This window comes from Bacillus nakamurai, assembly GCF_001584325.1.
Classification (GTDB): Bacteria; Bacillota; Bacilli; order Bacillales; family Bacillaceae; genus Bacillus; species Bacillus nakamurai.
In genome coordinates this window covers 27,013-53,665 of record NZ_LSAZ01000017.1, presented here as the reverse complement: position 1 = coordinate 53,665, position 26,653 = coordinate 27,013, and the positions used below count along the sequence as shown (strand labels likewise).

The 26,653-nt window shown below is 43.2% G+C and carries 26 protein-coding genes, 1 pseudogene and 1 riboswitch; of the genes and pseudogenes, 6 read left to right on the top strand and 21 right to left on the bottom strand.

From position 1 onward, the window contains the following. Positions 1-28: 28 nt before the first annotated feature. From AXI59_RS09835 to AXI59_RS09775, 14 genes are all read right to left on the bottom strand, one after another. Positions 29-742 (bottom strand): YwaF family protein, encoded by a 714-nt coding sequence (locus AXI59_RS09835; RefSeq protein ID WP_061520089.1) that lies wholly within the window; start codon positions 740-742, stop codon positions 29-31. A 116-nt stretch (positions 743-858) separates the two neighbouring features. Next, complete coding sequence (locus tag AXI59_RS09830; protein WP_061528062.1) at positions 859-2,799, bottom strand: ABC transporter permease; 1,941 nt, start codon at positions 2,797-2,799, stop codon at positions 859-861. Further along, complete coding sequence (locus tag AXI59_RS09825) at positions 2,789-3,550, bottom strand: ABC transporter ATP-binding protein (RefSeq protein ID WP_061520087.1); 762 nt, start codon at positions 3,548-3,550, stop codon at positions 2,789-2,791. Before AXI59_RS09825 ends, AXI59_RS09830 begins: the two co-directional genes overlap by 11 nt. Before the next feature lie 101 nt (positions 3,551-3,651). Beyond that, a complete protein-coding gene (locus tag AXI59_RS09820; RefSeq protein WP_061528061.1) occupies positions 3,652-4,656 on the bottom strand; it encodes a sensor histidine kinase in 1,005 nt (334 codons plus the stop codon). Then, on the bottom strand, positions 4,649-5,344 hold the full coding sequence (locus tag AXI59_RS09815; RefSeq protein ID WP_061528060.1) for a response regulator transcription factor: 696 nt from the start codon (positions 5,342-5,344) through the stop codon (positions 4,649-4,651). Before AXI59_RS09815 ends, AXI59_RS09820 begins: the two co-directional genes overlap by 8 nt. 63 nt (positions 5,345-5,407) lie before the next feature. Next, positions 5,408-6,721 carry an ABC transporter permease gene (locus tag AXI59_RS09810; RefSeq protein WP_061528059.1) on the bottom strand — a complete coding sequence of 438 codons (1,314 nt, stop codon included), beginning with the start codon at positions 6,719-6,721 and terminating at the stop codon, positions 5,408-5,410. After that, positions 6,711-7,406 carry an ABC transporter ATP-binding protein gene (locus tag AXI59_RS09805; RefSeq protein WP_061520083.1) on the bottom strand — a complete coding sequence of 232 codons (696 nt, stop codon included), beginning with the start codon at positions 7,404-7,406 and terminating at the stop codon, positions 6,711-6,713. Before AXI59_RS09805 ends, AXI59_RS09810 begins: the two co-directional genes overlap by 11 nt. A gap of 14 nt (positions 7,407-7,420) precedes the next feature. After that, a complete protein-coding gene (locus tag AXI59_RS09800) occupies positions 7,421-8,404 on the bottom strand; it encodes an ABC transporter permease (RefSeq protein ID WP_061528058.1) in 984 nt (327 codons plus the stop codon). Between the two features lie 56 nt (positions 8,405-8,460). Beyond that, complete coding sequence (locus tag AXI59_RS09795; RefSeq protein ID WP_061528057.1) at positions 8,461-9,435, bottom strand: ABC transporter permease subunit; 975 nt, start codon at positions 9,433-9,435, stop codon at positions 8,461-8,463. Beyond that, complete coding sequence (locus AXI59_RS09790) at positions 9,429-10,307, bottom strand: ABC transporter ATP-binding protein (protein ID WP_061520079.1); 879 nt, start codon at positions 10,305-10,307, stop codon at positions 9,429-9,431. Before AXI59_RS09790 ends, AXI59_RS09795 begins: the two co-directional genes overlap by 7 nt. Beyond that, entirely contained in the window at positions 10,300-10,692 is a 393-nt protein-coding gene (gene ytrA, locus AXI59_RS09785) for a GntR family transcriptional regulator YtrA (RefSeq protein WP_061520078.1), read from the bottom strand. The genes AXI59_RS09790 and ytrA overlap by 8 nt, the downstream gene beginning before the upstream one ends. 38 nt (positions 10,693-10,730) lie before the next feature. After that, positions 10,731-10,847 (bottom strand): hypothetical protein, encoded by a 117-nt coding sequence (locus tag AXI59_RS20385; RefSeq protein ID WP_229978237.1) that lies wholly within the window; start codon positions 10,845-10,847, stop codon positions 10,731-10,733. Positions 10,848-11,038: 191 nt separating this feature from the next. Further along, positions 11,039-11,311 carry a YtzC family protein gene (locus AXI59_RS09780; protein WP_061520077.1) on the bottom strand — a complete coding sequence of 91 codons (273 nt, stop codon included), beginning with the start codon at positions 11,309-11,311 and terminating at the stop codon, positions 11,039-11,041. Positions 11,312-11,419: 108 nt separating this feature from the next. Next, entirely contained in the window at positions 11,420-12,484 is a 1,065-nt protein-coding gene (locus AXI59_RS09775; RefSeq protein WP_061528056.1) for an ArsR/SmtB family transcription factor, read from the bottom strand. A gap of 158 nt (positions 12,485-12,642) precedes the next feature. On the opposite strand from AXI59_RS09775, the gene AXI59_RS09770 reads away from it, so the two are divergent. From AXI59_RS09770 to AXI59_RS09755, 4 genes are all read left to right on the top strand, one after another. Then, positions 12,643-14,283 (top strand): MFS transporter, encoded by a 1,641-nt coding sequence (locus AXI59_RS09770; RefSeq protein WP_061528055.1) that lies wholly within the window; start codon positions 12,643-12,645, stop codon positions 14,281-14,283. An 88-nt stretch (positions 14,284-14,371) separates the two neighbouring features. Further along, the gene (mnmL, locus tag AXI59_RS09765) at positions 14,372-15,340 is read left to right on the top strand and encodes a tRNA modification radical SAM protein MnmL/YtqA (RefSeq protein ID WP_061528054.1); all 969 of its coding nucleotides are present in this window, start codon (positions 14,372-14,374) and stop codon (positions 15,338-15,340) included. Continuing rightward, positions 15,337-15,918 carry a tRNA 5-(aminomethyl)-2-thiouridylate-methyltransferase MnmM gene (gene mnmM / locus AXI59_RS09760; protein WP_061528053.1) on the top strand — a complete coding sequence of 194 codons (582 nt, stop codon included), beginning with the start codon at positions 15,337-15,339 and terminating at the stop codon, positions 15,916-15,918. The genes mnmL and mnmM overlap by 4 nt, the downstream gene beginning before the upstream one ends. Positions 15,919-16,336: 418 nt before the next feature. Continuing rightward, positions 16,337-16,531: a hypothetical protein gene (locus tag AXI59_RS09755; protein ID WP_061528069.1), complete on the top strand. Its 195-nt coding sequence runs from the start codon at positions 16,337-16,339 to the stop codon at positions 16,529-16,531. Positions 16,532-16,555: 24 nt separating this feature from the next. Here AXI59_RS09755 and AXI59_RS20380 read toward each other — a convergent pair. From AXI59_RS20380 to AXI59_RS09745, 3 genes and pseudogenes are all read right to left on the bottom strand, one after another. Next, positions 16,556-16,669: pseudogene (locus AXI59_RS20380) on the bottom strand (glycerophosphodiester phosphodiesterase); the annotation flags it as partial. Positions 16,670-16,774: 105 nt separating this feature from the next. Next, positions 16,775-17,854 carry a tetraprenyl-beta-curcumene synthase family protein gene (locus AXI59_RS09750; protein WP_061520073.1) on the bottom strand — a complete coding sequence of 360 codons (1,080 nt, stop codon included), beginning with the start codon at positions 17,852-17,854 and terminating at the stop codon, positions 16,775-16,777. A gap of 20 nt (positions 17,855-17,874) precedes the next feature. Further along, positions 17,875-18,654 (bottom strand): alpha/beta hydrolase, encoded by a 780-nt coding sequence (locus AXI59_RS09745; protein ID WP_061528052.1) that lies wholly within the window; start codon positions 18,652-18,654, stop codon positions 17,875-17,877. A 46-nt stretch (positions 18,655-18,700) separates the two neighbouring features. Between AXI59_RS09745 and AXI59_RS09740 the strand changes: the two genes are divergently transcribed. After that, positions 18,701-19,216, top strand: coding sequence for a gamma carbonic anhydrase (locus AXI59_RS09740; protein ID WP_156476256.1), 516 nt, complete (start codon positions 18,701-18,703; stop codon positions 19,214-19,216). Between the two features lie 174 nt (positions 19,217-19,390). Here the strand turns inward: AXI59_RS09740 and alaP are convergent, their stop codons facing one another. From alaP to metK, 3 genes are all read right to left on the bottom strand, one after another. Beyond that, entirely contained in the window at positions 19,391-20,794 is a 1,404-nt protein-coding gene (gene alaP / locus AXI59_RS09735; RefSeq protein ID WP_061528051.1) for an alanine permease AlaP, read from the bottom strand. 201 nt (positions 20,795-20,995) lie between these two features. Further along, on the bottom strand, positions 20,996-22,894 hold the full coding sequence (gene asnB / locus AXI59_RS09730) for an asparagine synthase (glutamine-hydrolyzing) (RefSeq protein ID WP_061520069.1): 1,899 nt from the start codon (positions 22,892-22,894) through the stop codon (positions 20,996-20,998). Between the two features lie 144 nt (positions 22,895-23,038). Next, the gene (gene metK / locus AXI59_RS09725; protein WP_061520068.1) at positions 23,039-24,241 is read right to left on the bottom strand and encodes a methionine adenosyltransferase; all 1,203 of its coding nucleotides are present in this window, start codon (positions 24,239-24,241) and stop codon (positions 23,039-23,041) included. Between the two features lie 170 nt (positions 24,242-24,411). Then, positions 24,412-24,551: riboswitch (SAM riboswitch) on the bottom strand. A gap of 198 nt (positions 24,552-24,749) precedes the next feature. Here metK and pckA point away from each other — a divergent pair. Continuing rightward, the gene (gene pckA / locus AXI59_RS09720) at positions 24,750-26,333 is read left to right on the top strand and encodes a phosphoenolpyruvate carboxykinase (ATP) (protein ID WP_061520067.1); all 1,584 of its coding nucleotides are present in this window, start codon (positions 24,750-24,752) and stop codon (positions 26,331-26,333) included. A 41-nt stretch (positions 26,334-26,374) separates the two neighbouring features. Here the strand turns inward: pckA and AXI59_RS09715 are convergent, their stop codons facing one another. Beyond that, positions 26,375-26,617 carry a DUF2584 domain-containing protein gene (locus tag AXI59_RS09715; RefSeq protein ID WP_061520066.1) on the bottom strand — a complete coding sequence of 81 codons (243 nt, stop codon included), beginning with the start codon at positions 26,615-26,617 and terminating at the stop codon, positions 26,375-26,377. Between the last annotated feature and the right edge of the window lie 36 nt (positions 26,618-26,653).

The window sequence follows — 26,653 nt, the reverse complement described above, 5'->3', positions numbered from 1 at the left end:
TGAAAGGATTCACAAAAATGATCCGTAATCACGCCCTTTTCTTCTGAATCCAAAACGGAATATAAAGTATGAAAAAGCTCAATATCACTGCCGCTTCCATTGACAGAAGGTACCACGGCCAAGGACCGAGAACGTCCAAAAGTGAGGATGTCTTCGGCTTTTTCATCAAATAGAGGTAATTTGCGTTCAGTGCGCGATCAATAAAAAAGACGCAGACACCGTATATATTCACGATCAGCACGGTCATCCAAAGGGCGCGGACCGTCGGCTTGTACTTTTGGGCGGCAGCCATAAACAGACAAGCAAGAAAAACGCCTCCATGAGAGACAAAAAACACGATATACCGAAAATGCGGAAAGGAATAGGCCCCCAGATCAGGAGTTGCCATCGCTTGTATCGCGCTGCCCAAACCGGCAAAATAGAGAAAGGCAAACAGCCTCCTGCTTTTCGTGATTAACATAAGCATGACCAGATACACTGAAATATCACTCAGCTGCAAGGGCAGGGACGTTCTCAGCGACCAGTCATGAAAATAAAGCAGCCAAAAATGGTAGCTGATCTGTGACACTACGAGAAGAAACAAGAGCACATACCGAATAAAACGGCCTTGCTGGTCGAGTTTCCGCCGAAAGATGATCACACACGCCCCAAGCAGGCCTATGATCAGCAGCGTACAGATGTGTTCTTTAGAAAAAAGCTGAAAGGGTTCGGTTTTAGGATTCAATTGAAAATATGTTTGCATATGCTCCCCCGCGTATAAAGAATGATATATGCTTATCGTGCTAAAAAACCCTCTCCTCTATTCAGAACACCTCATACAGAAAAAAAAGCCCCGGTTTGCCGGAGCTTTTCTTTTCATCATGACAGTGCGGAATGAATAACTTTTTTATAATAAAGCACAGACAGCATTCCGAAGATGGAATACAGCACCGTATACAGCGCCATGACAATGATCATCGGCGTCCATACTTCCGTTCCGAATAAAAACCAGCCGGATTGAACGGCGAAATAACTATGGAAAAGCCCAAGAATCAGCGGAATGCCGAAATTATATACTTGTTTTCTGCGAATGCCTTTAAGCAGATCCCCTGGTGTAAATCCGAGCTTTCGCAATATCGTGTAATCAGCCTTCTCATCTTCACACTCACCCATTTGTTTAAAATACAGGATACAGCCTGATGTGATGAGAAAAGTTAACCCTAAAAACCCGACAATAAACATGATCAGCCCCATATTTTTCTTTTGGGTGTCGGCTAAGTCAAAACGCGAGAGCTGATCGTCTGAATAGTGCTGCGCCTGAAACAGATCGTTTGCTGCTTTTAATTCATCCTCATTCTTCAGTGTGATGCTGAAAAACAGCGTGGTTTTTTTCTGAATGGCCGGATCGATATCCTTTTCCAAATGGTCAAATACATGCTGACTCACAATGGCAATGGGCAGTCCGCTTGTGAATATATAAGGCAATATGAAATCACGTCTCAAGCCCGAATAAGACAATGATATGCTTTCCTTTTTGCCATTCATTTCGATGCGTCCCGACTCTTTCAAGCTCAGAAATTTTCGCATCATATCATTATAGCCTGTGAACACGGTTTCGCCGTCAGAAAGAGATACCCCTTCTGCGTCCTTTTCACTTACGATCGGCAAGACCATGTGTGAGGGGTCTTGTTTAAAATTACCCATATCACCGTTTATAATGTGCTTCACATTGGCATCGACTTGAATCGTCTTTATTTTTTTCATGTGATATTGAATCCCGTTCTCACGCAATAAAGCAGTAAATGAATCCGCCTCCTTTTGATTGTTCATCGCAAAATCCGCCGCTACATTTTGCTCGGCTGATTTTTCCGCAGAATAATACGAGATGTAGCTTAATGACAATAAACCGATCGAAAGCGCCGAGAGAGTTGTAATAATCGTCAGCAAAACGGCATTGGACTTCATCCGGAACATGATGGATGACAGTGACAGCACTTCACTTACATTCAAATAACCGCCTTTTGATTTCCGGATAAGATTTGCCAGAAAGCTGACGGAGCCTTTGTAAAAAAGATAGGTCCCGATAATAACCGATCCAAGAATAAATACCATCGCTAAAAACAGTTCATTCATTGACGTAAAGCTGCCGCCGAATAATTTGGAGGACACAGCATATCCTGCGATAATGCACACAATTCCAATAATGCCGATCACCATCTGGAACCAAGAGAGCGATGTCATCTTTTGTTCAGAGGATGATGCCGCCTTAAATAACGACAGAATGCTTTGCCGTTTGATAAACAGGTAATTCATGATCATAATCAGAACATAAATCACACCGAAAACGATAAGGGTCTGAACAAGCGCCTGGCTTGAAAAAAACAGTGAGACAGAGGCTTTTACACCGACTGTGTGAAACAAAATCATCATGCATAATTTAGAAAAGGAAAAACCGACAAAAATCCCGATCCATATGGAAGCGAAATACAAAATGAAATTCTCCGCGCTGAGAATGCGGAAAATCCTCATTTTCGTCATTCCGATCAATTGGAATAAACCGATTTCCTTGCTGCGCCGTTTAATAAAAATCGTGTTGGCGTATAAAAGAAAAACGGACACGATTGCCACAAGCAGGATCGACGCCGCCCGGATCGCTGCCGCTCCTTTGATAGAGCTTTTCATTTCATCAAGAGCCGGGTCGTACTGCATCGTGACAAACGCAAAATAAAGGGCGGCGCTAAAAACTAAAGCAAAGACATAAAGATAATAGTTTTTGATGTTCTTTTTTAAATTCTGGAAGATCAAATGATTAATGTTCATGCTGAACCCCGCCTAGCACGCCTTGTGTTTTCATAATATCCTCGAAAAAGTCCCGCCTGTCCTGTCCGCCTTTATTCAGCTGCGTATAAATACGGCCGTCCTTAATGAAAATCACCCGTCCGGAATAGCTGGCAGCAACCGGATCGTGCGTCACCATAACGATCGTGGCATTCCGTTTTTGATTAAGTCGGCTGAGCTTATTTAACAAATCAGATGCTGCCTTGGAATCAAGCGCTCCGGTCGGTTCATCGGCGAAAATAATGCTCGGTTCGTGGATAAAGGCTCTCGCGGCCGATGTCCGCTGCTTTTGTCCGCCTGAAATCTCACTTGGATACTTATCTTTCAATTCATAAATGCCAAGCTCCTCTGCCGCCTCTTCAAATTTTTGATTGGCATCTTTTTTAGACATTTTCGTAATGGATATCGGAAGCAGAATGTTTTCTTTCACTGTCAGCGTATCTAATAGATTGTAATCCTGAAATATAAACCCGAGATGCCGTTTTCTGAATTCAGCGAGCTGTTTTTCTTTCATTGCGGTGATATCTGTCCGATTCAGTTTAATCGATCCCGCGCTCACTTTATCAATGGAAGAGAGCACATTAAGCAGGGTTGTTTTACCCGATCCTGACGGCCCCATAATGCTGACAAATTCCCCTTTTTGAATCTGAAGATCGATTCCTTTTAACACCTCTTGTTTATTCAGCTTACTTCCGTAGCTTTTTTGAATGTTACCGGCTTCTAAAATCATCACGTTACGATTCTCCTTTATATTAGATACTTTTATTATAAAAACAGGACACGTTTTTTTCGTTTGATTGAGCGAACAAAAAAGAAAAGCATGTGACACTTTTGTCACATGCTGATTATTTTGACGGCATCGTTCCGCTTCGGAAAAGCCAAAGTGAAAACCGTGCCGCTTTCCGGCTCTGAGCGAACGCTGATGCGGATCAAGAGCGGAACCGCAGCTTTTTCAGCCAAATACAGCCCCATCCCTGTTGACGCATGATCGTGCCGCTTTCCCGTCGACGTAAACCCTTTTTCAAAAATACGGGTGATATCCTGCGGAGCGATGCCGATGCCGCGGTCTTTGATCTCCATGTACACCTGCCCGTTTTTTTCATAACTTTTCACAGTGATGTCATCTGCTTCACTGTATTTGACCGCATTGCTTAAAAGCTGTCTGATGATAAAAGAAAGCCATTTTGCGTCACTGAGAACTTCTTCCGCCTCAAGCTGAATGTCAAACCCGATGCCTTTTTGAATGCACCATGATTGTAAGACTTTAATCTCTTTAAAAAGGAGCGTTTCAAGCTGAATGCTTTGAAACGATAAGTCATTTTCTATAAAGGAAATACGTTTCTGATGCAGCTGCTGGTCAAGGAGAAGGTGTATCCGCAGCCATTCATACATTAAAGGAGCTTTTAACGGCCGTTCATCGAGGCGCTCGATCATGAGGTGCATCGCCGTTAATGGTGTTTTGACTTCATGAATCCAAGACATCAGCTCATCCTTTTCGCGTTCAAGCTCTGACCGCAGAGCAAGCGAGCTTTCTCTTAATTGCCGCGTCTGGCCTTCAATGCTTTCCTCAATGATCGACTCAAACGGGCTGTCCGGCTCTTTAAGATAAGACATGTCAAGATTGGTGTCCCACTCCTTTAAGCTTTTATAAAACGCGGTCTCTTTGCGGAAACGAAACACGAGAAAAACCAGAAACGCGAGAAGTGACAAATAGATAAAATACAAAACCGAAAAAAACGGGATCGACGGATCAATATATGCGAAAAAAAGGATTATGAGCTGCTGAATGAAAAACATCATAATCCAGCTTTTTCTCTCCAAAAGAAATGTCTTAATCATAGCGCCCGTCATCTTCCTTTGCGATGTAGCCTTGGCCGACTTTTGTTTCTATCATTTTCCCGATGCCTAATTGATCAAGTTTTTTCCGCAGGCGATTGACGTTAACCGTTAACGTATTGTCGCTGACGAAGCGTTCATCATTCCATAAGCTTCTGATCATATCTTCACGGCTGACGATTTTATTTTTTCGTTCCGCTAAAAGCTTTAAAATCAGCATTTCATTTTTAGTCAGCTCAACTGAACCGTTTTCATTACTGACGATATTTGTTTCAGCATCAATTGCAGCCCCGCACCACCTTTTGATTAGCGCCGGCTCTGCATTGTATTGATACACCCGCCGAAACACGGCTTGTATTTTAGCGATTAAAACCTCAAAATGAAAAGGCTTCTGAATAAAATCATCCGCTCCGAGCTGCATCGACATCACCATATCTGCGGGATGATCACGCGAAGATAAAAACAGAATCGGCACGTTCGATTGAGAGCGGATCATTCTGCACCAATGAAAGCCGTCAAATTTCGGCAGCTGCACATCAATAATCACCAGATCAGGTTTGATCTCCGAAAACTCCCGGATGACCCGGCTGAAATCCTTTATACCGTGAACGGCAAATGACCATCCCGTTAAACGCTCTTTTATTTCGTGAAACAAAGTTTTATCATCTTCTATTAACAAAATGTGAAACATTGTATCCGCCCTTTTCCGATAGATAGAGGAAAAACCGGCTGATGTCCAGCCGGTTTTTTCTTCTTACAGCTCTCTTCTTAACGCAGTTAAGACATTTGTTTTTGTCGCTTTGCGGGCCGGATTCATACCGGAGATGACCGCAACTCCCGCACAAATGACAACTGCAATCACAACGAGGCTGAGCGGGATATAGGAGAACGTATAATGAAGATCCTCAGCTCCGGTTTTTCCCCCTACCGCTTTCAAAATAACCGGCACAGCCAAGTTTACGGCAAAGCTCACTCCGTAAGAAATAATAATTCCGATCACAGATCCTAAAATCCCGATATACGCGCTTTCCATCAAGAACATTCTGCGGATAATGGACGGGCTTGCGCCGATTGCTTTCATAATCCCGATTTCCTGCGTTCTTTCTGTAACGGCCATCGTCATCGTATTGAAAATCCCGATCGCAGATATAATCACGGCAATGCATCCGACAAAGATCAGGCCGATTTTAAAGACAAGGAAAAATGTGTTGACGCCTTGCAGCTGGGTTGTGACTGATATGACTTGATAACCGTCATCACTCAGGTCATTCGTTAATTGGTCAACATTATCAAATTTGTCAGCATAGACTTTTGTGCTTTTTTGAACATTTCCGCCTTTAAAATCTAAGAATTTCGAAAAATCCTTTTTGAATTGATCACTGATAAAAATATTTGTGTCTTCCATCCAATCTTGAGACGGTTTTTTTGTAATCCCGACAATTTTAAAGTCGTACGTTTTCGTTCCTTCCGTTTTTCCGGTATCATTGTTCGTTTTAGAGATGCTCAGCTGTATAGTTTTATTTAGCAAATCCTTCGTATAGCCTTTTGGCTTTTTCACATCTGACAGGTCATCTTGATGATCCTTTAATTCTTTGTTGTAGGCATCCGCCTCTTTTTTCGTCCATAAGTTCTTCGCGAAATCATAGCCGACCACAATTTCATTTTCTGATTTGGCTACTCTTCCCTGCTCAAGCTCCATGTTGGCTTTTACTTCGTCTTTCATATTCGTTAACACGATCGTTGAATCTTCGTTTGTTCTGTTATCCAAGGTCGCTTTATTCGGTTCATTCACTTGGGTTCTTTCAACGACAGACTTTACATGCTGATATTTTTCCAAGTCGGATTTTTTTACCGATTTGCCGTTCTCTTGGCCGAGCACGCTGATTTCGGTTACAATCTGCTGGCTCATGGTGATATCTGTAATCGTTTTTTGTATTCCGAATCCGACCGAGGACAGCACAACCAAAAATGCGCACGCCATCGTCGTGGCAAGCACCGTCATGAAAACACGCAGACGGTTTTTCTTCATATTTCTTCTGATAAAGTGAATCTGATCCTTAAATCTCAACAGTAACGCCCCCTTTTAATACACCATCATGCAGAAGGAATTTTGAATGCGCGATCGAAGCGACTTCATCGTCATGCGTGATGATGACAAATGTAATCCCGCGCTCCCGGTTCAGCTGCTGAATTAACGCAAGCACTTCGAGCTCCGTTTCTGAATCTAAGCTTCCAGTCGGTTCGTCGGCTAAAATAATCGACGGATTTAAAATCAGCGCCCTCGCAATACTGACACGCTGCTGCTGGCCGCCTGACAGCTCATTCGGATAATGATTGGCATGATTCTCAAGCCCGACCCGTTTCAGCATATCCGCGACTTTCTGCTTGCGCTCAGACGGCTTAACGCCCTTCAGTGCAAGCGGCATTTCAATATTTTCATAGGTTGTTAAACTCGGTATGAGCTGAAAGCTTTGAAAAATAAAACCGAAATGGCCGAGACGGAACTGTGCCCATTCTTTTTCACTGAAATCTGTCACATCAGTGCCGTCAATGACGATTCTGCCTTTCGTTGGTGATATGTAGCCGGAAATCAAATTCAAAAGCGTCGACTTTCCGGACCCGCTCCGCCCGACAATGCAGGCGATTTCTCCTTTCTCAACAGTCAAAGAAACATCCTTTAACACCGGAACCTCATTTTCTCGTCCTTTTCTGCCGATTTTAAATGAATGATCGATATGCTGCACATCTATCATTTACACCACTCCTCTTATATAAGCTTTGTTTTTTTATAGATTAAGAAATAACTGATCAAAAAGCCGATGACTGCGCCTATGAGCATGCCGAATGCATAACCGAAATAACTATTTACAGAGTAATAGCCAAAAGCTCCAAATCCTAATATCCCAATCGCAATGACGAGGATCTGAATAGGACGCTCAAACTTTTTCCACAAAAAGAAATAACCCCTGCGCTCATTCGGATGGTGAATGAAACAAAATAAACCGATGAGATAAAAAAGAATACTCATGGCAGCAGGAATAAGCAAAATGTATTTGCTATAGCCGAGCCATGCAGGATGTATATATACTATCGGCAAAAAATAAATCACAATGCCCGACCATGGAAAATTTATCTCAGGAATCACAGACTCTCCAAAGATAATACCAGCATTAACCGCTAATAAAAGAATGATCAGATAAGGCAATACAGAAACTGATAAAGCAGTTAAAAGCTGAGCGATTACATTTCCGGTTAAAGAGCCTGCCGCAAGCAGCAGAGAGTAAGCCAGCAGGCTAATGATCATCATTCCCGCAATGTAGTGATGAAAAAAAATGACCTTACCCGGATGTGTCAAAAAAATCATGAGTTCTGATAACAGGTAAGCAAATAATTGTGAACTGATGATAATTGAAGCGCCTATGATGAATTTTGCATGAAACACCTGACTTCTTGAATAAGGCAAACTTAAAGTATATTCAAGTACCCCTTTACTCCGGTCAATCCCTAATTGGATGACAGCTAAAATAACAGCAGGCGCTAAATGAAGCAAAATCAAACCCATATCGGAAAAGTCTACAGTATATTTACATTCGTAATCAGGGTATTGATTTTGCGTACTCAGACAGCTTTGGTACTTGAAATAGTTATTAATGATTGATAACGGATTAAGAAAAACGAGGACAGCTGAAATCAAAACGAAAGTGACATGATTCTGCTTCCACTCTTTATAAAACAAACCGCGGTCTGACAATTTTACTTCCTCCCTGCGCGGTAAACACCTCTTATGCTGTGTGTAAACTGGTTAAACTACACATGCTTTGTTTTTTTATAAATCGCAAAATAACTGATCAAAAAGCCGACTGCTCCTCCGATCAACATCCCGACAACGTACCCAGTGATTGTCTGGCCCGTCGAGTATCCCGCCAAACCAAAACCGAGAACGCCGATGATAATTACGAAGATTTGAACAGGACGGTCAAGTTTTTTCCAAAGGAAAAAGCGCCCGTTTCGTTCAATCGGCTGTCTGACAAAGCAGATATACCCAATGACATAAAACAAAATGCTCATCGCTGCCGGAATGATTAGGATGTATTTACTCGCAGTGATCCAATCTGTATTAGCGTACATAATCGGATTAATAAATTGAAAAGAATGGTTTACACTAGACGGCAATAATTCATATGTCTTAACCCCTAAAACGACTTCTGCATTTGCCAGCGGCAAAGAAATGATTAAGTATGGCGCTATCGATACGGTAAACGCCGTTAACAGCTGCCCGAACGTATTCCCCGTTAAAGTACCGGCGCTTGCAACCAATGTGAAAGCCAAAACACTCACAATGATTTCGCCGACACTGAAATGGTGAAAATAGTATACACGCTCAGGCTTCAGCAAAATGATCAAAAGCTCGGCGAGCCCATAACCGACCGCTTGGAAACCGACAATGACCGCTCCCCCGAGTAAAAATTTAGTTTGAAACACCTGCCCGCGTGTATAAGGCAGACTCAGCAGTGAATCCATCGTTCCCTTTGTACGCTCCAATCCGAATAAACAGACCGCCAGCATAAGACCGGTAACCCAATTCATAATGAGCATTCCGTTATCAAATGAATTCACGTGAAAAACGCAATAATATTCCCCCGGATCACCTAGACAGCCTTTATAGGTTAAATAAGTATTAAAAACTGAAAACGGATTGACTGCTGCTAAAAAGATACTGACCAAAATCAGTACAACCTGATTCTGTTTCCACTCGCGATATAACAGTCCCCGGTCTACCATCTCCGGTTCCCCCCAAACTTCGCGATGAAGACTTCCTCTAAATTCACAGGCAGCTCGTTCCACACTTTCGGATTCAGCTCTTTCAGAAAGTACTTTTTCTCCTCATCGTTTTTCGGAATCAGCACTGTATAAAACACACCGGCCTGATCGAGAATCGGTATATTTTGTTCTCTGATCGTCAAATTGACATCCGTTTCAAACGCCATTTGGATTTTGATATATTCCTCTTTCATATCATCCAAGTCCATCACATTTGTCAGCTGATTTCCTTCCAAAAATCCGATCCGGTTGCACATACGTTCAATATCCTCTAAACGGTGTGAGGTAATCAAAATGCTTGTATCCCGCTCTGCCACTTCGTCCACCATGAGCTGAAGCACGTCATGGCGCGTCACGGCGTCAATCCCGTCCGTCGGTTCATCCAGCAGAATCAATGCGGGGCGGGAAGCGAAGGCAAGGACGAGCGCCAGCTGTTTTTTCAGCCCTGTTGACAGTTCGCGGTATTTCTTCGTTTCCGGAATGTCATACCTGTTCATCAGCTCATTGGCATAAGTCACATCAAAGCTTGGATAGATTCTGCTTAAAATGCCGACAAGCTGTTTATACGTATACTTATCATAAAAAGGGTTTTGGACAGGCATGTAAATGATATTCTGCTTTACCTTCGGATGACGTTTTATTTCTACATTATCAAATAAGACCGTACCTTTATCCGGCAATAGTATTTGCTGAATGAGCCGGAGCATCGTTGTTTTTCCTGATCCGTTTCTGCCGAGCAGCCCGAAGATTTCTCCTTTTCCGATGGTGAGTGAGATATCTTTGAGCACTTCTTTTCCGTCAATCGTTTTCGAGAGATTTCGCAATTCAATCATGAGCTTTCCCTCCTTTCACATCAGCGCTGATTTCCTTTATCCATTCCTGCAGCTTCTCCAGCTCCACTCCCGCGTAATGGGCATCGATGATGAGCTGTTTCAGTTGCTCTTTTATCATCGTCATCTTCCCTTCAACCAATGTCGTTTTTGCGTCCTCCGATATATACGTTCCTCTTCCTCTCAGCGTTTCAATAATTCCTTCGCGTTCTAGCTCCTTGTACGCTTTGCTGACAGTATTGGGATTAGCGATAATAATCGTGGCCAATTCCCTGACAGAAGGAAGTTTATCTCCAGGCTTCATGATCCCTTTTAAACAAAGCTCTTTCAGTTGCTGTATGATTTGCTCGTAAATCGGAGTTGAGCTTCTCGGATCGATTTGAATCATTTACTTCCCTTCTTTCTATACGAGCTGCTCTCTATTGGTTAAATGTTTTGCCACTGAAACCCGATCATAACAAGAATGATAAACAGACTGCTGGCCAGAACCGAAGCTGCAATAATGAGAGGCACATCTTGTTTTACAGGTCTTTTCGTCTTCATGAAAGCTCTCCTTTCTTTTTTCGGGATGATATGTAAATTCAGTATATGAAGTGTTCGTTGTGTATTACATCAAGTAGTACACCTAATACAATATACACACACCAGTAAATTGTCAATTCTTTTTTTGAAAAATAACCGAAAAAAAAGCCTGCCGGCATTCCGGCAAGCTTCAGCCGCTAAAGCGCTGTTTGTTAATAATCGAAGTTACGCTGCAAAATCATATTGTTTTGCAATGTTTGCAGCTGCAATCTCATACGGTAAAGCTGTTCTCTTTGCTGATCATTCGCTGATAATGACAGCTTGTTTAATTCATTCACCGCGTTTTCAAGCATCATCTGCGCTTCGCTGTACTCATTATCATTGTAATGCTCTTGCCTTGAAGCAATAGAAAATTGCTCATTCGCAAATTCATATGCCTGTTCGCTTCTTTGGAGATGTTCATCTACTGATTGTCTTGTTGCCAAAGAAACCCCTCCTAAGTGAATGAAAATGGAAAATCAAACTTAGTTTGAGCGTACAGCAAATGATTAAGACATGAATGTTATAGGAAAAGGAACCAATTTTTAAAATGATCAGGTCAGCTGCTCATGAAGCTCCTGCAGCACTTCGTTAATTGCCTCTTTATTGATATAATAATACGTTTTATTTTGAATGCGTGTACTCTCTACCAGCCCCTGAGCCGTCATCACCCTCATATGATGAGAAATCGTCGCGTTTGACAATTGAAGCCGTTCAGCAATCTCGTTCGCATATAATTTTTTGTCCTTCAACAGCGTTAATATTTTAAATTTGCTCTGATCAGCCATTAATTTCAAAAGATTTAACATACGGACATTCCGGTCTTCTCCTTTAGATGCAAAGAAAACATCTGCTTTATTGCCAAGTCCCATATAGATTTGGTTTTGTTTTTTTGAAATCAAGGCTGTGAATGGAATCAAAACCGGATATATGTGAACCTTAGATTTTTGCATGTACTCCTTACCTTTTATTGTTTGGATAATATGTAAAGGAATATCATTCCCCATTGCCTTTAAACGATTCATCCAGCTTGTCCTCTGAGGCTCTAGGGGAGACAATGCTTGATCTAATTGTTTGTCCAGTTTCTTCAATGTATCACAAAAAAACTGTATGTGGACTCTAGGCTGTTTCATTACTTCAAGTAAGTTCCATTTCGATTCACCTGTGATTGGAAGCTCTTTCAGCAGCGAAAAAAACAGCTCTTCATCCTCTGCATACAGATCCGCTTCAGTTTTATCCGAATGACCCTTCACATGCAATAATGACTCTGCTATTTTCTTTCTAGTCTCACTCTCTTTGCTATTTGATATTCCATTGATGGTATCTGAAAAGCTTTTATCAAAAATTTCATGGATTCGAAAAAATGTTGTAGCCAAACAAAAAATATTCCCATTCGCTACATCATCATAACCGAAAAAGCTGCCAAAATAGAACGTTAAAAACTCACGCTCTTCTTCTTTCACTTCTCTTAATTCCTTCAGCACCTGAATATATTCTTTATCTATTGAGACATTTAATTTTTTCCAATACTCATGAAAAAATGATTCATGAGTTACCCAAATTAATGCACTTATTTTATCCAAAAATTCAGAAGGCTTATTACTCAGAGTCAAATCCAATTCTTACAGCTCCTTTTTCGCTACCGCAATCTGTTATTTGATTATAAAACATTTATCACTTTGACGAATAGCATTGACAATTATAGGTGTATTTTTTAACATATTTAGATGTATATCTAAAATAATTTCATACAATAATCTAAATAAGGAGATCAGCCATGAAACAAAAATTAATTTTGACAGCTTTATTATTAAGCACATTTATTTCGGTTATGGACACAACTATTGTCAATATCGCTATACCTGATTTATTGAACCGCTTTTCTTGCTCCCTTTCACAGGCTGGATGGGTGGCTACGGGCTATAACTTAGCGTTTGCCGTTGTATTGGTGGCTGCATCAAAACTCGCTGACCATTTAGGCAGAAAAAAAGCCTTTATTTTCGGATTGTCATTGTTTGTTGCAGTTTCTGCAGCAGCTTGTTTCAGCTCATCAATTGAGATGCTGATTGCATTAAGAGTAATCCAAGGTTTGGCTGCAGCATTTATCGTTCCGGTTACAATGCCAATCGCATTAAACCTTATTTCTGAAGAAAGAAAAGGAATGCTGATCGGGATTTGGGGTGCTTTTTCCGGCCTTGCGGCAACAGCAGGGCCAATGCTCGGCGGCATTATAATTCAAAAAATAAACTGGCAAGCCATCTTTTTTATCAATATTCCTCTAGGCCTTATTTGTCTGCTTTTGGCTGTTTTATTTATTACTGAAAGCTATGATTCCTCTGCTGATCACCGTATAGATTTTTTTGGAATGCTCGTATTGTCTTCTGCCCTTTTTTGCCTTACTTTCGGGTTTGCTCGCGTGTCTGACGACGGATGGACATCTCTTCCAGTCATGCTGCTGTTTGCAAGTTCCGCCGTATTATTTATATTATTTTTCATAATTGAATGTAAGACAAAGTCACCGATGATCCCTATTCAAATGCTTAAAGTACGTACATTTGCGTTCAGTTCTCTAACCTTATTTATGCTCGGGTTAGGGTTAACAGGCGGTACACTTATCATTACCTTGCTTTTGACAAATTTAATGGGAAAGACTGAGCTTGAGGCTGGATTCATTATTTCTTCCTTAGCATTATCCTCAATGTTTACCTCTGCGCTTTCAGGCATATGGAGATCTGTTTGGCTTCCGAGTATCGGAATGCTCGGACTGACCGTTTCAACATATCTTTATGGATTTATCAGCTATGACAGTTCAATCTATTTCGTGGTTTTGCTGCTGTCTTTTTCAGGATTGGCATTAGGTTTTGTGATAGGTCCTGTCATGGGAACTGGGATCAAACATATCGCTTATGAAAAAACTGGTATGGCATCAGGGATTATGAATATGATGAGAACCGTAGGGCAAGCGGTTGGGATTGCAATTCTTACCTCTTTATTAACAGCAAACATGACAATACATACAGAGCTGGCAAAAAAAGAGGCGATTGCACTTGCTGAACAAGATTCTATCCTAGATCCTAGTACAAAAGCAGAATTTATAAATCAGCTTCAACATTCAAATAACACAAATTCATTTTCTCAAACAAAAACAACAGAAACGATTGATAGAAAAGAATCCGAAGTATTGAATAGCGTCCCCAAAAAAGAACAAAAGCAAAAAAAACAACAATTAAACATTCAGAAAAATGAGGTGCTCCTGCTCCAAAATAAAATAACAACATTATACAAAGAGAACATCAGCTTCAGTTTTCAGAGTACATGTAAAACAGGAGGATACATATTAATATTAGGAATTATTTTTGCTATTTTCATCAATGTTAAACAGAGAAAAAAAGAAAAACCTCAAAAAGCCGTATCATAACAATCGCGTATCGGTTTCCGCATTGTGAACCCTGATCTTTCATGCTACAATTTTAGGATGCATCTGATGTGAGGAGGCTTTTTGAACATTGAACAAGAAGAACCCTTTTCCTTATTCAAATACGGAAAAACGGTATCATACATTAAATTATCACTTGCGGGAGCATTTCGGCCATAAAGTGTTTAAAGTTGCGCTTGATGGCGGCTTTGACTGCCCGAACCGGGACGGCACGGTCGCCCATGGCGGCTGTACATTTTGCAGCGCGGCGGGCTCCGGTGATTTCGCCGGCAACCGGGCCGATGACTTATTAACTCAATTTCACGATATTAAAAACCGCATGCACGAAAAATGGAAGGACGGCAAATATATCGCTTATTTCCAAGCCTTCACCAATACGCATGCCCCGGTCGAGGAGCTCCGCGAAAAGTTCGAATCCGTGCTGAAGCTTGACGGTGTTGTCGGAATGTCGATCGCAACCCGCCCCGACTGCCTGCCGGATGACGTCGTGGAATATTTAGCCGAGCTGAATGAGCGCACGTATTTGTGGGTCGAGCTCGGACTGCAGACAGTGCACGAAAGGACAGCGCTTTTAATCAATCGCGCCCATGATTTTGACTGTTACGTCGAGGGCGTCAATAAGTTAAGAAAACACGGCATCCGTGTCTGCTCCCATATCATTAACGGGCTTCCGCTCGAAAACCGGGATATGATGATGCAAACGGCAAAAGCGGTAGCCGACTTAGACGTCCAAGGTATTAAAATCCATCTGCTTCACCTATTAAAAGGCACGCCGATGGTGAAGCAATATGAAAAAGGCAAGCTTGAATTTCTCTCTCAAGATGAGTATGTCCAGCTTGTCTGTGATCAGCTAGAAATCATTCCCCCGGAAATGATCGTCCACCGCATTACAGGAGACGGGCCGATTGAATTAATGGTAGGTCCGATGTGGAGTGTCAATAAATGGGAAGTATTAGGCGCTATTCAAAAAGAGCTGGAACAGCGGGAAAGCTATCAAGGCAAGCTCTTCCGGAGAATCGGGGAGGAATCCGCTCTATGACTTTAATGCACATCCTTCCTTTCAGTAAAGAATTGCTGAAGTCCGCCGTACAAGAAGGAGATATCACAATTGACGCGACGATGGGCAACGGGCATGATACGTTTTTTTTAGCGGACCTTGTCGGGGAAACGGGACATGTTCACGCGTTTGACATTCAAGCAAATGCACTTGCTAAAACGAAGGAACGGCTCGGAGAAACGTTCGGAAAGCGTGTCACACTGCATCATAAAAGCCATGATCAAATAAAAGAATCCCTGCCGGAGGAAGCACACGGCCGGGTGGCGGCGGCTGTTTTTAATCTTGGCTATCTGCCCGGCGGTGATAAAAGCATAACAACAAACGGACACTCCACAATTACGGCAATTGAACAGCTCCTTGAACTGCTGAAAGACAACGGGCTGATTGTACTCGTGGTGTATCACGGACACCCTGAAGGCAAGGAAGAAAAAAATGCCCTCTTAGAATACTGCCAAAATCTTGATCAAGAGAAAGCACGCGTGTTAAGCTACGGCTTTCTCAATCAGCGAAACGATCCGCCGTTTATTATAGCTATTGAAAAAAAAGTGCAAAACAAATAATCGGATGTTTGAGGATTGGATTCTGTCATATCTCAGGGCTCAATCCTTTTTTGGGACAAATTTCAGAAGGATTCATTACCTTTTTGGGTAATCGTGTTTACTTTTTTAAAAAATATATTAACATGAAATTGTAGCAAAAAAAGAAGCAGCTTCGAATAAAGGTTAGTTCATTGAAAAAAGTTATTACTCGCCATACTATTGCTATTAATCAGTTTCAACTCACAAAGCGGATAACCCGTAAGCGTTCATTAGAATGAGGCCGGAATTGACACAGGGTTTGAAAAGGACAGTCCTGATATTATTAATCCATATGCATGACACTATTTACATAATGGTGATCCTCGCTATAGCGTTAACAGTTCTTGCTTCATCAAAAAACGATGAACCGATATTTTTTTCATCCGGGAGGAGCAGCAGTTTGAATATTCTTCGCATCGTCTTTTCAATTGTTCCATATATGATGTTTGTGATCATTTTATTAAGACATTTAGGTTTTGAATTTGCCAAAACATATTATTGGTGGTTTGCTTCATTGTTCATCATTGGGATTATCGGCAAGTTTGTGTTGTACATTATGACAAAAAAGAAACCATTAAAAAAAGAGACAGCGTAATTCGCGCGCGTCTCTTTTTTTAATTTATATGTACTCTTTCAGCACCTTTTTTGTGTAAGCAGGGTTGTTTGTAAATATCCCATCCACTTTTAATTTCAGCATGCCCGGCGTTAATTTCCTCTCATCTTCCGCATCAAAAAGGCATAAAATCAGATGATCTTCTTGACACTGACCAAAAATAAACAAAAAAACCGCACCCCCATTTGCCGTTTTGGTCACAAATGAAGAGCGCAGTTTTAGTGATTACGAACTTTTCGTCCAAGCCATCTTCTGGAATTTGCGGTAGGCTCTGCCGTTGATATAAAAGAAAAAAGACGTTTTTCCGCTTGCTCTGATCAGCTTTCTGGCTAGTCGGCCCATCTCTTTCTGACTCGCGACTTTATCATCTGATAAATAGACGCCGAGCAGCCCCCTGTTAATCAGCCGGTGAAAATTTTCATGCGGGATGCCCTGTAAATGCTCATCCGCTTTTTCTATAAAGTGCTTCAGCCTCTGCATCATTTCTTCATGTGACTCGTAATACGTACAGAAGTTCAGGTCTCCTTCAAGCAAATCCTCTTCCTGGTCAATTAAATAATCGAGCAAAATGTGAAGCCCTTGTATGTACGGAAAATAGCTGCTGCGGATTTTCTCAGCGGTATGTTCGTCAAAATCAGGCTGGAAAGAATATGCGACAAGACAGAAAATGCCTAACGTTGATCCTGCACAGGCGGAAAATTCAAACCATTCCATTTCCGGCAGCTGTGATTGATACTGCTCAAACCACTTTTTAAGCCTCGGAACACGTTCATGCTCCACGACATGCTTATGAACCTGCAGGTCGCAGTAATAGCCGCACAGTTCAAGCAAATAGGGCTTAATGATGTCGTAATGTTCAATTGACCCGAGAACGCGCTGGCATGTTCTGACCAGCTCATGCAGATACCCGCCGTCATCCTGTTCCTCTCTGTATTGATAGTACGGCTGCACATCGGCGCCGACTGTCAGTGCATCACGCATTGAAAGATGAAGCATGCGAAAATCCTCAGGATCAAGCGAGGTGCTCCGGTCGCACAGATTGTCCAAGTAGTCACTGATCGTCTGGTACGCAATGATAAATTGCACACATTTCTGCTTTTGCTCACCCGACAGCAGGGCCAAAATGCCGCCGCCTTCACAATGAAACGATTTATCCCGGATACTTGCGGCTGCCTGCTGCTGCAGCTCGGTATTTTTAATGGTTTCTGATTTTGCCCGCCACATGTTAAGCTCCTGATGGACGAGCGGAAAAATCTCCCGATACACTTTTGCCATTAGATTAAAAGGATGTTCCGGTACTGTCAACACATGCACCCCCAATGAATTCAAATATACTGATCTGTAAAGGCTTTTGCTGCCTTAAAAACATCGTCTCTTTCAGGTTCATTAAAAATTTCATGATAAAGCCCTTCCCACTCCCTGTAAGATTTATTATGGGAAGCCACGCCGGAAAACCATTTGCGGACCTTGATTTTATCGACAATTTTATCATCGCCGCCCTGCATGAGAAGAAGCGGCACCTTTAAAAAAGCATCGGTCGGCACCATAGCGGCGTCAATGGTTTTTAAAAGCTCTCTGTACCATCTTACAGATACCTTTGTGACATATAAAGAGTCGTTTACATCCGCTTCAACCATTTCCGCATTCCGAGTCGCCATATCCGGAGATAATCCGGAATCCACCCTGAGGGAGGGCGCGAGGACATTCAGTCCTTTTGACGCGAAATCAAGCACTTTATTCACTTTAATTTGCAGCCCCAGACAAGGTGATGATAAAATAAGTGCCGTAATGCGGGGATTTCTCTGCTGTTTAAACCATTCTATCGCAATCAGCCCGCCCATGCTGTGGCCCAAAAGAAAAACGGGCGCCTCAAGCGTTCTCGCTTGATCAATCCATATATCTACTTCATCAATGTATTCTTGGAAAGAGCGAATATGCCCCCTGGCGCGGGTGGATGTTCCCTGACCGGGCAAATCGCCGATCACAACGTTATAACCGGAAGATCTCCACATTTCAATTAACCATTTATACCGTCCGTGGTATTCGCTTGCCCCGTGGATAATGACAATCGTACCGACAGGACTGTCTGCTTTCCAAGTCCACATACTGTTCACCTCTTACGATATTTATTAAGAAAGAAGGATGAGAATGATTATCTACCCTTATAAACAATTCACGCCGGACATCCACCCTGAAGCATTTATCGCGGATAACGCCGTCATCACCGGCGACGTTGTTATCGGAGAACAATCGAGCATTTGGTTCTCGGCAGTCATTCGGGGAGATGTGGCGCCGACAAGAATCGGAAAAAGAGTCAATATCCAAGACTTAAGCTGCCTTCATCAAAGTCCGGGCCGCGCGCTTCTTATAGAAGATGACGCCACAATCGGGCATCAGGTTACACTGCACAGCGCAATCATCAGAAAGAATGCTTTAATCGGTATGGGCTCCGTCATTCTTGATGGAGCTGAAATCGGAGAAGGCGCGTTTATCGGCGCCGGAAGCCTCGTTCCTCCGGGCAAAACGATTCCGCCCGGCTGTCTCGCGTTCGGCCGGCCCGCAAAGGTCATTCGCCGGCTGACGGAAGAAGACATACAGGACATGGAAAGAATCAGAACGGAATATGTTGAAAAAGGCCGATACTATAAAACACTGCAAGAGAAATAAAAAATCAGCTTTGTTTAACTACTGTACCATTTTTCAAAATATTATTTAAGCGAAAACCATTTGCGTTTTTACGATTGTAAAAAAAACAGAAACAAAATGTTCAGGAATTTGTTTTATTCTTCCCCGATCACCGAGATCCTATGAAAAAAGAGCCCGTTCAGCAGGGCTCTTTCTTTATGCTTTTTCGGCGAATGTTTGCCCTGTTTCCAGACTCACATGTTTCCTTTTATGGAATCCTTTTCCGTAGTACACCGCTAATAGGATACAAAACCAGATAGGGCCGATAATCACGGCGACTCTTGTCTCCGCGTTATAAGCCATCAGCACAACCACAAAAGCGAGAAATGCCAGTGAGATGTATGAGGAAAAAGGATATAAAGGCATTTTATATTTCAGTTTTTTACGCTCTTCCGGCTGTAAACTTTTACGATATTTCAATTGAGAAAGCAAAATAATCGCCCACGTCCAAATCGCTCCGAACGTCGCAATGCTTGTCACCCACGTGAATACTTTCGCCGGCACCACGTAGTTTAAAATAACCCCGATGCATAATGCGCCTGCCGAAACCAATACCGCTTTTCCCGGCACGCCGCCTTTTGTGACCGTTCCGTAGGCTTTGGGAGCTTCGTTTTGTTCCGCAAGGTTAAAAAGCATGCGGCCCGTGCTGAAAATCCCGCTGTTGCAGGAAGAAAGCGCCGCTGTCAATACGACAAAATTAATAATGCCGGCAGCTGCGGGGATTCCCACTTTTTCAAACGTAAGAACAAAGGGGCTTCCTGCTGAACCGATTTCCTGCCAAGGGTAAATAGACATAATAACAAACAAAGCACCGACATAAAAAATGAGAATACGCCAAAAGACAGTATCAATGGCCCTCGCCAGTGATTTTTGCGGGTTTTTGACTTCACCGGCTGTTACGCCGATTAATTCAATACCGAGATAAGCAAACATGACCATTTGAAGCGACAGCAGCACCCCTTTTATCCCGTTCGGGAAAAAGCCGCCGTGACTCCACAAATTACTGATGCCCAGCGCCACGCCCCCGTTACCGAGCCCGAACACGATCATGACTAAACCGATCGCGATCATGGAGAGGATCGCAGCGACCTTGATGAGCGCAAACCAAAATTCAAGCTCACCGTATGCTTTAACCGCCAAAAAGTTGACAGCCGTCATAATGACAAGCGCCGCAAGCGCCCAAATCCATGCCGGTACGTCCGGGAACCAGTAGCCCATGTAAATGCCTACCGCCGTAATTTCCGCCATACAGGTTACGACCCATAAAAACCAATAGTTCCAGCCCGTTAAAAACCCGGCGAGAGGGCCTAAATAATCCCGCGCATATCTGCTGAAAGATCCGGCTACAGGCTTTTGAATCGCCATTTCCCCTAATGCCCGCATAATAAAAAACATAATAAGCCCGCTGCAGGCGTAAGCGGCTAAAATTCCCGGCCCGGCAAGCTTAATGGCAGAAGCTGATCCGAGAAACAAGCCGACTCCAATCGCGGCACCTAGAGACATGAGTGAAATATGCCTCTCCTCTAATCCGCGATGCAGCGTTTTTCCTTTGTTTTGCATAACTCTCCCCCCCTGATTTTGACAGAGAACAACATAAACCGAGACGAAATAGCCAGAAAACGCTTTCCGGCAGACACCCGATTAGTCCTATTATAACTCTTTTCTGAATATTGTGTAATACTTTATCAAAATCAAAGCGGAATAGACGGATTAGAAATCTATAGAAAAAAGGCTTTCGACAAATATCGAAAGCCTTCTTTATTAAACGAAAATGACTTCTTTCGGCTGGTGGTTCAGCTCTTCGGGCACGAGACGTTTTTCAACATTAATGCTGTGCCAGATCATAAAGATCAGCACCGTCCAGATTTTACGGCTGTTGTCCGCTCTGTCGGCACAATGGTCTTCAAGAAGCTGAAGAACATAGTCCTTTTCAATGTAAGCGTCCGTTTCACTTTCACGAATGATATTACGCACCCATTCGTTCATTTCATTTTTCAGCCAATGGCGGATCGGCACAGGGAAGCCGAGTTTTTTGCGGTTAAGCACATGGTCAGGCACTACCCCTTCTGCGGCTTTACGCAAGAGGTACTTCGTCGTGCCGTTTTTCGTTTTCAGTTCATCAGGAATTTTAGAAGCCACATCGAACACGACTTTATCAAGGAACGGCACACGCAATTCCAATGAATTCGCCATCGTCATTTTATCAGCCTTTAACAAAATATCGCCGCGCATCCACGTATGAATGTCGACATACTGCATTTTATTAATATCACTGTATGTGCTGCTTTCCGTAAAGTACGGCTTCGTCACATCACGGTATGAAAGCTGCGGGTTATAATGTTTCAGCAGCTGTTTCTTCACAGGCTCTTCAAAAATTTTCGCGTTGCCGATATAACGATCTTCAAGCGGTGTACAGCCGCGGACTAAGAGGCTTTTTCCTCTCATTCCCTCAGGCATGACAGCAGCCACATGAAGAAGCATTTTTTTCAAGCCGGACGGAATGCGTTCAAACGGTTTAAGGGACAGCGGCTCACGGTAAATGTTATAACCGCCGAATAACTCGTCAGCACCCTCCCCGGATAACGCAACCGTTACATGCTTCTTCGCTTCTTTCGCAACGAAATACAACGGAATCGCCGCGGGATCTGCAAGCGGATCATCAAAGTGCCATACGATTTTCGGAAGCTCGTTCATATACTCCTCAGGAGAAATGACCTTGCTGATGTTTTCGATACCGAGCGCAGCGGCTGTTTCCTTCGCTACATCAACTTCACTGAAGCCCTGCTGTTCAAAGCCGACAGAAAACGTTTTAAGATTTGGGTGAAATTCTTTCGCCACAGAGACGATAAAAGAAGAGTCAATACCGCCGGAAAGAAACGAGCCGACAGGAACGTCACTTCTCATATGAACTTTAACAGAGTCAAAAATCGCGTCTCTGACTTCCTTCACAAGCTTATCTTCATCTGACTGAACAGGCTTGAAGTTCGCTTTGAAATACGTTTTAAACGCAATATCGCCTTCCGGACGGATCGTAAACTGGCTGCCCGGCTCCACTTTTTTCACTTCAGCATCAAGCGTGCCTGGTTCAGGAACGAATTGGAAAGACATATATTGCTGTAAAGAAGCTGTATCAAGATCAATTCCGTTCTGAGCGGCCATTAAACTTTTTCTTTCAGAAGCAAAATACACCTTGTCTTGGATCGTTGTATAGTACAGCGGTTTGATTCCGAACGGGTCTCTCGCGCCGTACATGACTTGGTCAGCTTTGTTCCAAATCAGAAACGCAAACATTCCGCGAAGCTTTGAAGCCGCTTCTTCTTTATAATGGCGGTATGTCGCAAGCAGAACTTCGGTATCGGAATCAGTATTGAAAGTGTAGCCCTTCGCTTCGAGCTCTTCTCTCAATTCAATATAGTTATAAATTTCGCCGTTAAAAATGATCCAATATTTTTCATCTTCATATGATAAAGGCTGTCCGCCATTTTCTACATCAATAATACTGAGCCGTCTGAAGCCGAATCCGACGTGCTCATCATGATAATACCCATCGCTGTCAGGACCGCGGTGAACGATCATTTGGTTCATTTGTTTGATTAGCTCTTCTTGATCTGCGGTTTGAGTTAATGGATGCTTATTAAAAACACCGACAAATCCACACATAGTATAGCCTCCATAAGTGTAATTTTCTAATTGGACCCCCTTTTTATAGACGCTTTGCTCAATCATTTGTTTCACGTTATGTAAAAAAATAAACATGACAGCATCTACAAAAAGGGAAAGCCGCTTAAGTAAGCGGCTATATAATTATTCTCCTAGCGCTTCTTTGCGAAGCGTTTCCGCCTTGTCAGTACGCTCCCAAGGAAGATCCACGTCATGACGTCCGAAGTGGCCGTAAGCAGCCGTTTGCTTATAGATCGGGCGGCGCAGGTCAAGCATTTTAATAATGCCGGCCGGTCTCAGATCGAAGTTGCTGCGCACGACTTCAATCAGCTTTTCTTCAGAAGCTTTTCCGGTATCAAATGTATTGATTGAAATGGAAACAGGCTGCGCAACGCCGATTGCGTATGCAAGCTGCACTTCGCAAGAATCCGCAAGGCCGGCGGCAACAATGTTTTTCGCTACATATCTGGCTGCGTATGCCGCAGAACGGTCTACCTTCGTCGCATCCTTACCGGAGAACGCGCCGCCGCCGTGGCGTGCATAGCCGCCGTATGTATCAACGATGATCTTACGCCCTGTAAGCCCAGCGTCACCTTGAGGTCCGCCGATAACAAAGCGTCCTGTCGGGTTAATGAAGTATTTTGTTTCTTCATCAATCAGTTCCTCAGGAACGACCGGGTTAATGACATGCTCTTTCAGATTGCGCTGAATTTGCTCAAGCGTGATTTCAGGGTGGTGCTGAGTGGAAATAACGATCGCATCGATGCGGACCGGCTTGTTGTTTTCATCATATTCAACTGTTACTTGTGTTTTACCGTCCGGGCGAAGGTACGGAAGGATGTCTTCTTTGCGGACTTCGCTTAAACGGCGGGCCAATTTATGGGCCAGTGAGATCGGAAGCGGCATAAGCTCTTTCGTCTCATTACATGCATAACCGAACATCAAGCCTTGGTCTCCCGCTCCGATTGCTTCGATTTCAGCATCGCTCATTGTGCCTTCACGTGCTTCAAGCGCTTGGTCTACTCCCATCGCGATATCTGCTGACTGTTCGTCAATTGACGTTAAAACAGCGCAAGTTTCCGCATCAAATCCGTATTTGGCGCGTGTATAGCCGATTTCTTTAATCGTTTCACGGACCGTTTTCGGAATGTCAACGTATGTTGATGTTGTAATCTCTCCGCTGACCAGCACTAAGCCTGTCGTTACAGATGTTTCGCAGGCTACGCGCGCGTTAGGGTCATTTTTCAAAATTTCATCTAAAATGCTGTCAGAAATTTGATCACAGATTTTATCCGGATGCCCTTCAGTAACTGATTCAGATGTAAATAAACGACGGTTTTTACTCATAAATTTTTTCCTCCTGAAAAAAGATCCTTCCCAAGATCTTCTCATATGATACGGAACTCGCTCCCTCTTAATACAATGTCATACTATATCAGAGAATGTTAATTGGCATATTTTATGAAATAAAAAAACCTTTTCCACTCGAGGAAAGGGTTTGGTTTGTGTGCCTTTCACTCTTATCGCTCAAGGAAAATATTGAACCTTGCATCAGGTTAGCACCTTGGTTTCTCACAGTGTTTCCACATGCTTTTTAACAGAGAAACCGGTTGCTGGGCTTCATCGGGCCTGTCCCTCCGCCAGCTCGGGATAAGAGTATCCGCTCAATGAAATATCTTATCGTAAAAGTGTTTAAGGTGTCAATATGAATTAAAGCGATTACGCGCCTTTATTTCGGAAAGCAATGGAAAAAACACAAACAAAAAATAATAAATAGTATAGACTATTTTTAGATATGTGTTATACTAATTTCACATTCAGCGAAACACAAATAAACCGGCAAAGGAAGGTTTTTATGAAATTAGTTGATTTAACCGCAGACTTACAAGCGTTACTCGGAAGTCCGAATGTACATCATAATTTATCCGCCCCAAGACTTACCGAAAAAGTGATCAGCCGAAATGAAGGAACATTAACATCAACGGGTGCTGTCCGTGCGACTACCGGCGCATACACCGGCCGTTCTCCTAAAGATAAATTTATCGTCAGGGAAAAAAGCACAGAAGATCAGATTGATTGGGGACCGGTGAACCAGCCTATTTCTGAAGAAGCGTTCGAACGGCTGTATTCAAAAGTCGTCAGCTATTTAAAACAGCGGGATGAACTGTTTGTATTTGAAGGATTCGCAGGTGCTGATGAAAAATACCGACTGCCGATTACGGTCGTAAATGAATTTGCATGGCATAATTTATTCGCACGCCAGCTGTTTATCAGACCTGAGACAGACGAAAGAGACACCGGGGTTCAGCCGTTTACCATACTTTCCGCCCCGCATTTCAAAGCGGACCCGGAAACTGACGGCACACATTCTGAGACGTTTATTATCGTTTCTTTCGAAAAACGTGTCATTTTAATCGGCGGAACGGAATATGCCGGAGAAATGAAAAAATCGATATTCTCCATTATGAATTTCCTGCTGCCCGCACAGGATATCCTGCCGATGCACTGCTCAGCCAACGTCGGGGAAAAAGGCGATGTCGCCCTGTTCTTCGGACTTTCCGGCACCGGAAAAACGACACTCTCAGCAGATGCAAACCGCAAATTGATCGGTGATGATGAGCACGGCTGGTCACACTCCGGCGTGTTTAACATCGAGGGCGGCTGCTACGCTAAATGTATCAACTTGAGTGAAGAAAAGGAACCGCAGATTTTCAACGCGATCCGCTTCGGGTCAGTTCTTGAAAATGTTGTGATTGACGATAAGACGCATGAGGCGGATTACGATAATTCCTTCTACACGGAAAACACAAGAGCGGCATATCCGATTGAAATGATCGGCAATATCGTGTCTCCAAGCATCGCCGGGCACCCGTCTGCCATCGTCTTTTTAACGGCGGACGCGTTCGGTGTGCTGCCTCCGATCAGCAAATTGACGAAAGAACAGGCGATGTACCATTTCTTAAGCGGGTACACCAGTAAGCTTGCCGGAACCGAGCGCGGAGTGACATCTCCGCAAACGACTTTCTCAACATGCTTCGGTTCTCCGTTTCTTCCGCTTCCGGCTCACGTATATGCCGAAATGCTCGGGAAGAAAATCGATGAGCACGGCGTTCAGGTCTTCCTTGTTAACACAGGCTGGACCGGCGGGGGATACGGTGAGGGAGAGCGTATGAAGCTGTCCTACACGAGAGCGATGGTAAAAGCGGCTATTGAAGGCAAACTGGATCAGACAGACATGGTGACAGACAGCATCTTCGGTCTCCACAGCCCTGTTCATGTCCCAGGCGTGCCCGATCATGTCCTTCAGCCTGAAAACACATGGAGCGATAAAACAGCTTACAATGAAAAAGCGCTATTCCTCGCTCATGAGTTCAAGGAAAACTTTAAAAAGTTCTCACATACCGATTCAATTGCAAAAACAGGCGGACCTCTCGTTTAACAACAAAAGCCAAGGGCGTAAATGCCCTTGGCTTTTGTTCATTAATTTGTGGTGTAAAGCGAGGTGAGCCTGTATGTAATGCTTGTCCGTCCGTTCGCCCATTCGAGCTTTTGGACTTCTCCCGTACCCGATTTCTCGCCTGTTTTCGTTTTACGCACGTCCATCGGAATATCAAGAGGATAAACGCGGTAGCCCTCTTTTTCAAGGATGAAGATATTTTCCTCTATCCGTTTTTCGTTGCCTTTTGTCACAATCATTGTATTAAATTCAACAGGCATTCCCAAAATGAAAATCCCCTTTCGTTCTCTTTTTCTTTATCA

What these genes read in the sequence shown, in the direction of transcription:
- AXI59_RS09835 (WP_061520089.1), bottom strand. Translation starts at nt 742, where the DNA reads ATGCAAACATATTTTCAATTGAATCCTAAAACCGAACCCTTTCAGCTT.
- AXI59_RS09830 (WP_061528062.1), bottom strand. Translation starts at nt 2,799, where the DNA reads ATGAACATTAATCATTTGATCTTCCAGAATTTAAAAAAGAACATCAAA.
- AXI59_RS09820 (WP_061528061.1), bottom strand. Translation starts at nt 4,656, where the DNA reads ATGATTAAGACATTTCTTTTGGAGAGAAAAAGCTGGATTATGATGTTT.
- AXI59_RS09815 (WP_061528060.1), bottom strand. Translation starts at nt 5,344, where the DNA reads ATGTTTCACATTTTGTTAATAGAAGATGATAAAACTTTGTTTCACGAA.
- AXI59_RS09805 (WP_061520083.1), bottom strand. Translation starts at nt 7,406, where the DNA reads ATGATAGATGTGCAGCATATCGATCATTCATTTAAAATCGGCAGAAAA.
- AXI59_RS09795 (WP_061528057.1), bottom strand. Translation starts at nt 9,435, where the DNA reads ATGGTAGACCGGGGACTGTTATATCGCGAGTGGAAACAGAATCAGGTT.
- AXI59_RS09790 (WP_061520079.1), bottom strand. Translation starts at nt 10,307, where the DNA reads ATGATTGAATTGCGAAATCTCTCGAAAACGATTGACGGAAAAGAAGTG.
- ytrA (WP_061520078.1), bottom strand. Translation starts at nt 10,692, where the DNA reads ATGATTCAAATCGATCCGAGAAGCTCAACTCCGATTTACGAGCAAATC.
- AXI59_RS20385 (WP_229978237.1), bottom strand. Translation starts at nt 10,847, where the DNA reads ATGAAGACGAAAAGACCTGTAAAACAAGATGTGCCTCTCATTATTGCA.
- AXI59_RS09770 (WP_061528055.1), top strand. Translation starts at nt 12,643, where the DNA reads ATGAAACAAAAATTAATTTTGACAGCTTTATTATTAAGCACATTTATT.
- mnmM (WP_061528053.1), top strand. Translation starts at nt 15,337, where the DNA reads ATGACTTTAATGCACATCCTTCCTTTCAGTAAAGAATTGCTGAAGTCC.
- AXI59_RS09745 (WP_061528052.1), bottom strand. Translation starts at nt 18,654, where the DNA reads ATGTGGACTTGGAAAGCAGACAGTCCTGTCGGTACGATTGTCATTATC.
- alaP (WP_061528051.1), bottom strand. Translation starts at nt 20,794, where the DNA reads ATGCAAAACAAAGGAAAAACGCTGCATCGCGGATTAGAGGAGAGGCAT.
- asnB (WP_061520069.1), bottom strand. Translation starts at nt 22,894, where the DNA reads ATGTGTGGATTTGTCGGTGTTTTTAATAAGCATCCATTAACTCAAACC.
- metK (WP_061520068.1), bottom strand. Translation starts at nt 24,241, where the DNA reads ATGAGTAAAAACCGTCGTTTATTTACATCTGAATCAGTTACTGAAGGG.
- pckA (WP_061520067.1), top strand. Translation starts at nt 24,750, where the DNA reads ATGAAATTAGTTGATTTAACCGCAGACTTACAAGCGTTACTCGGAAGT.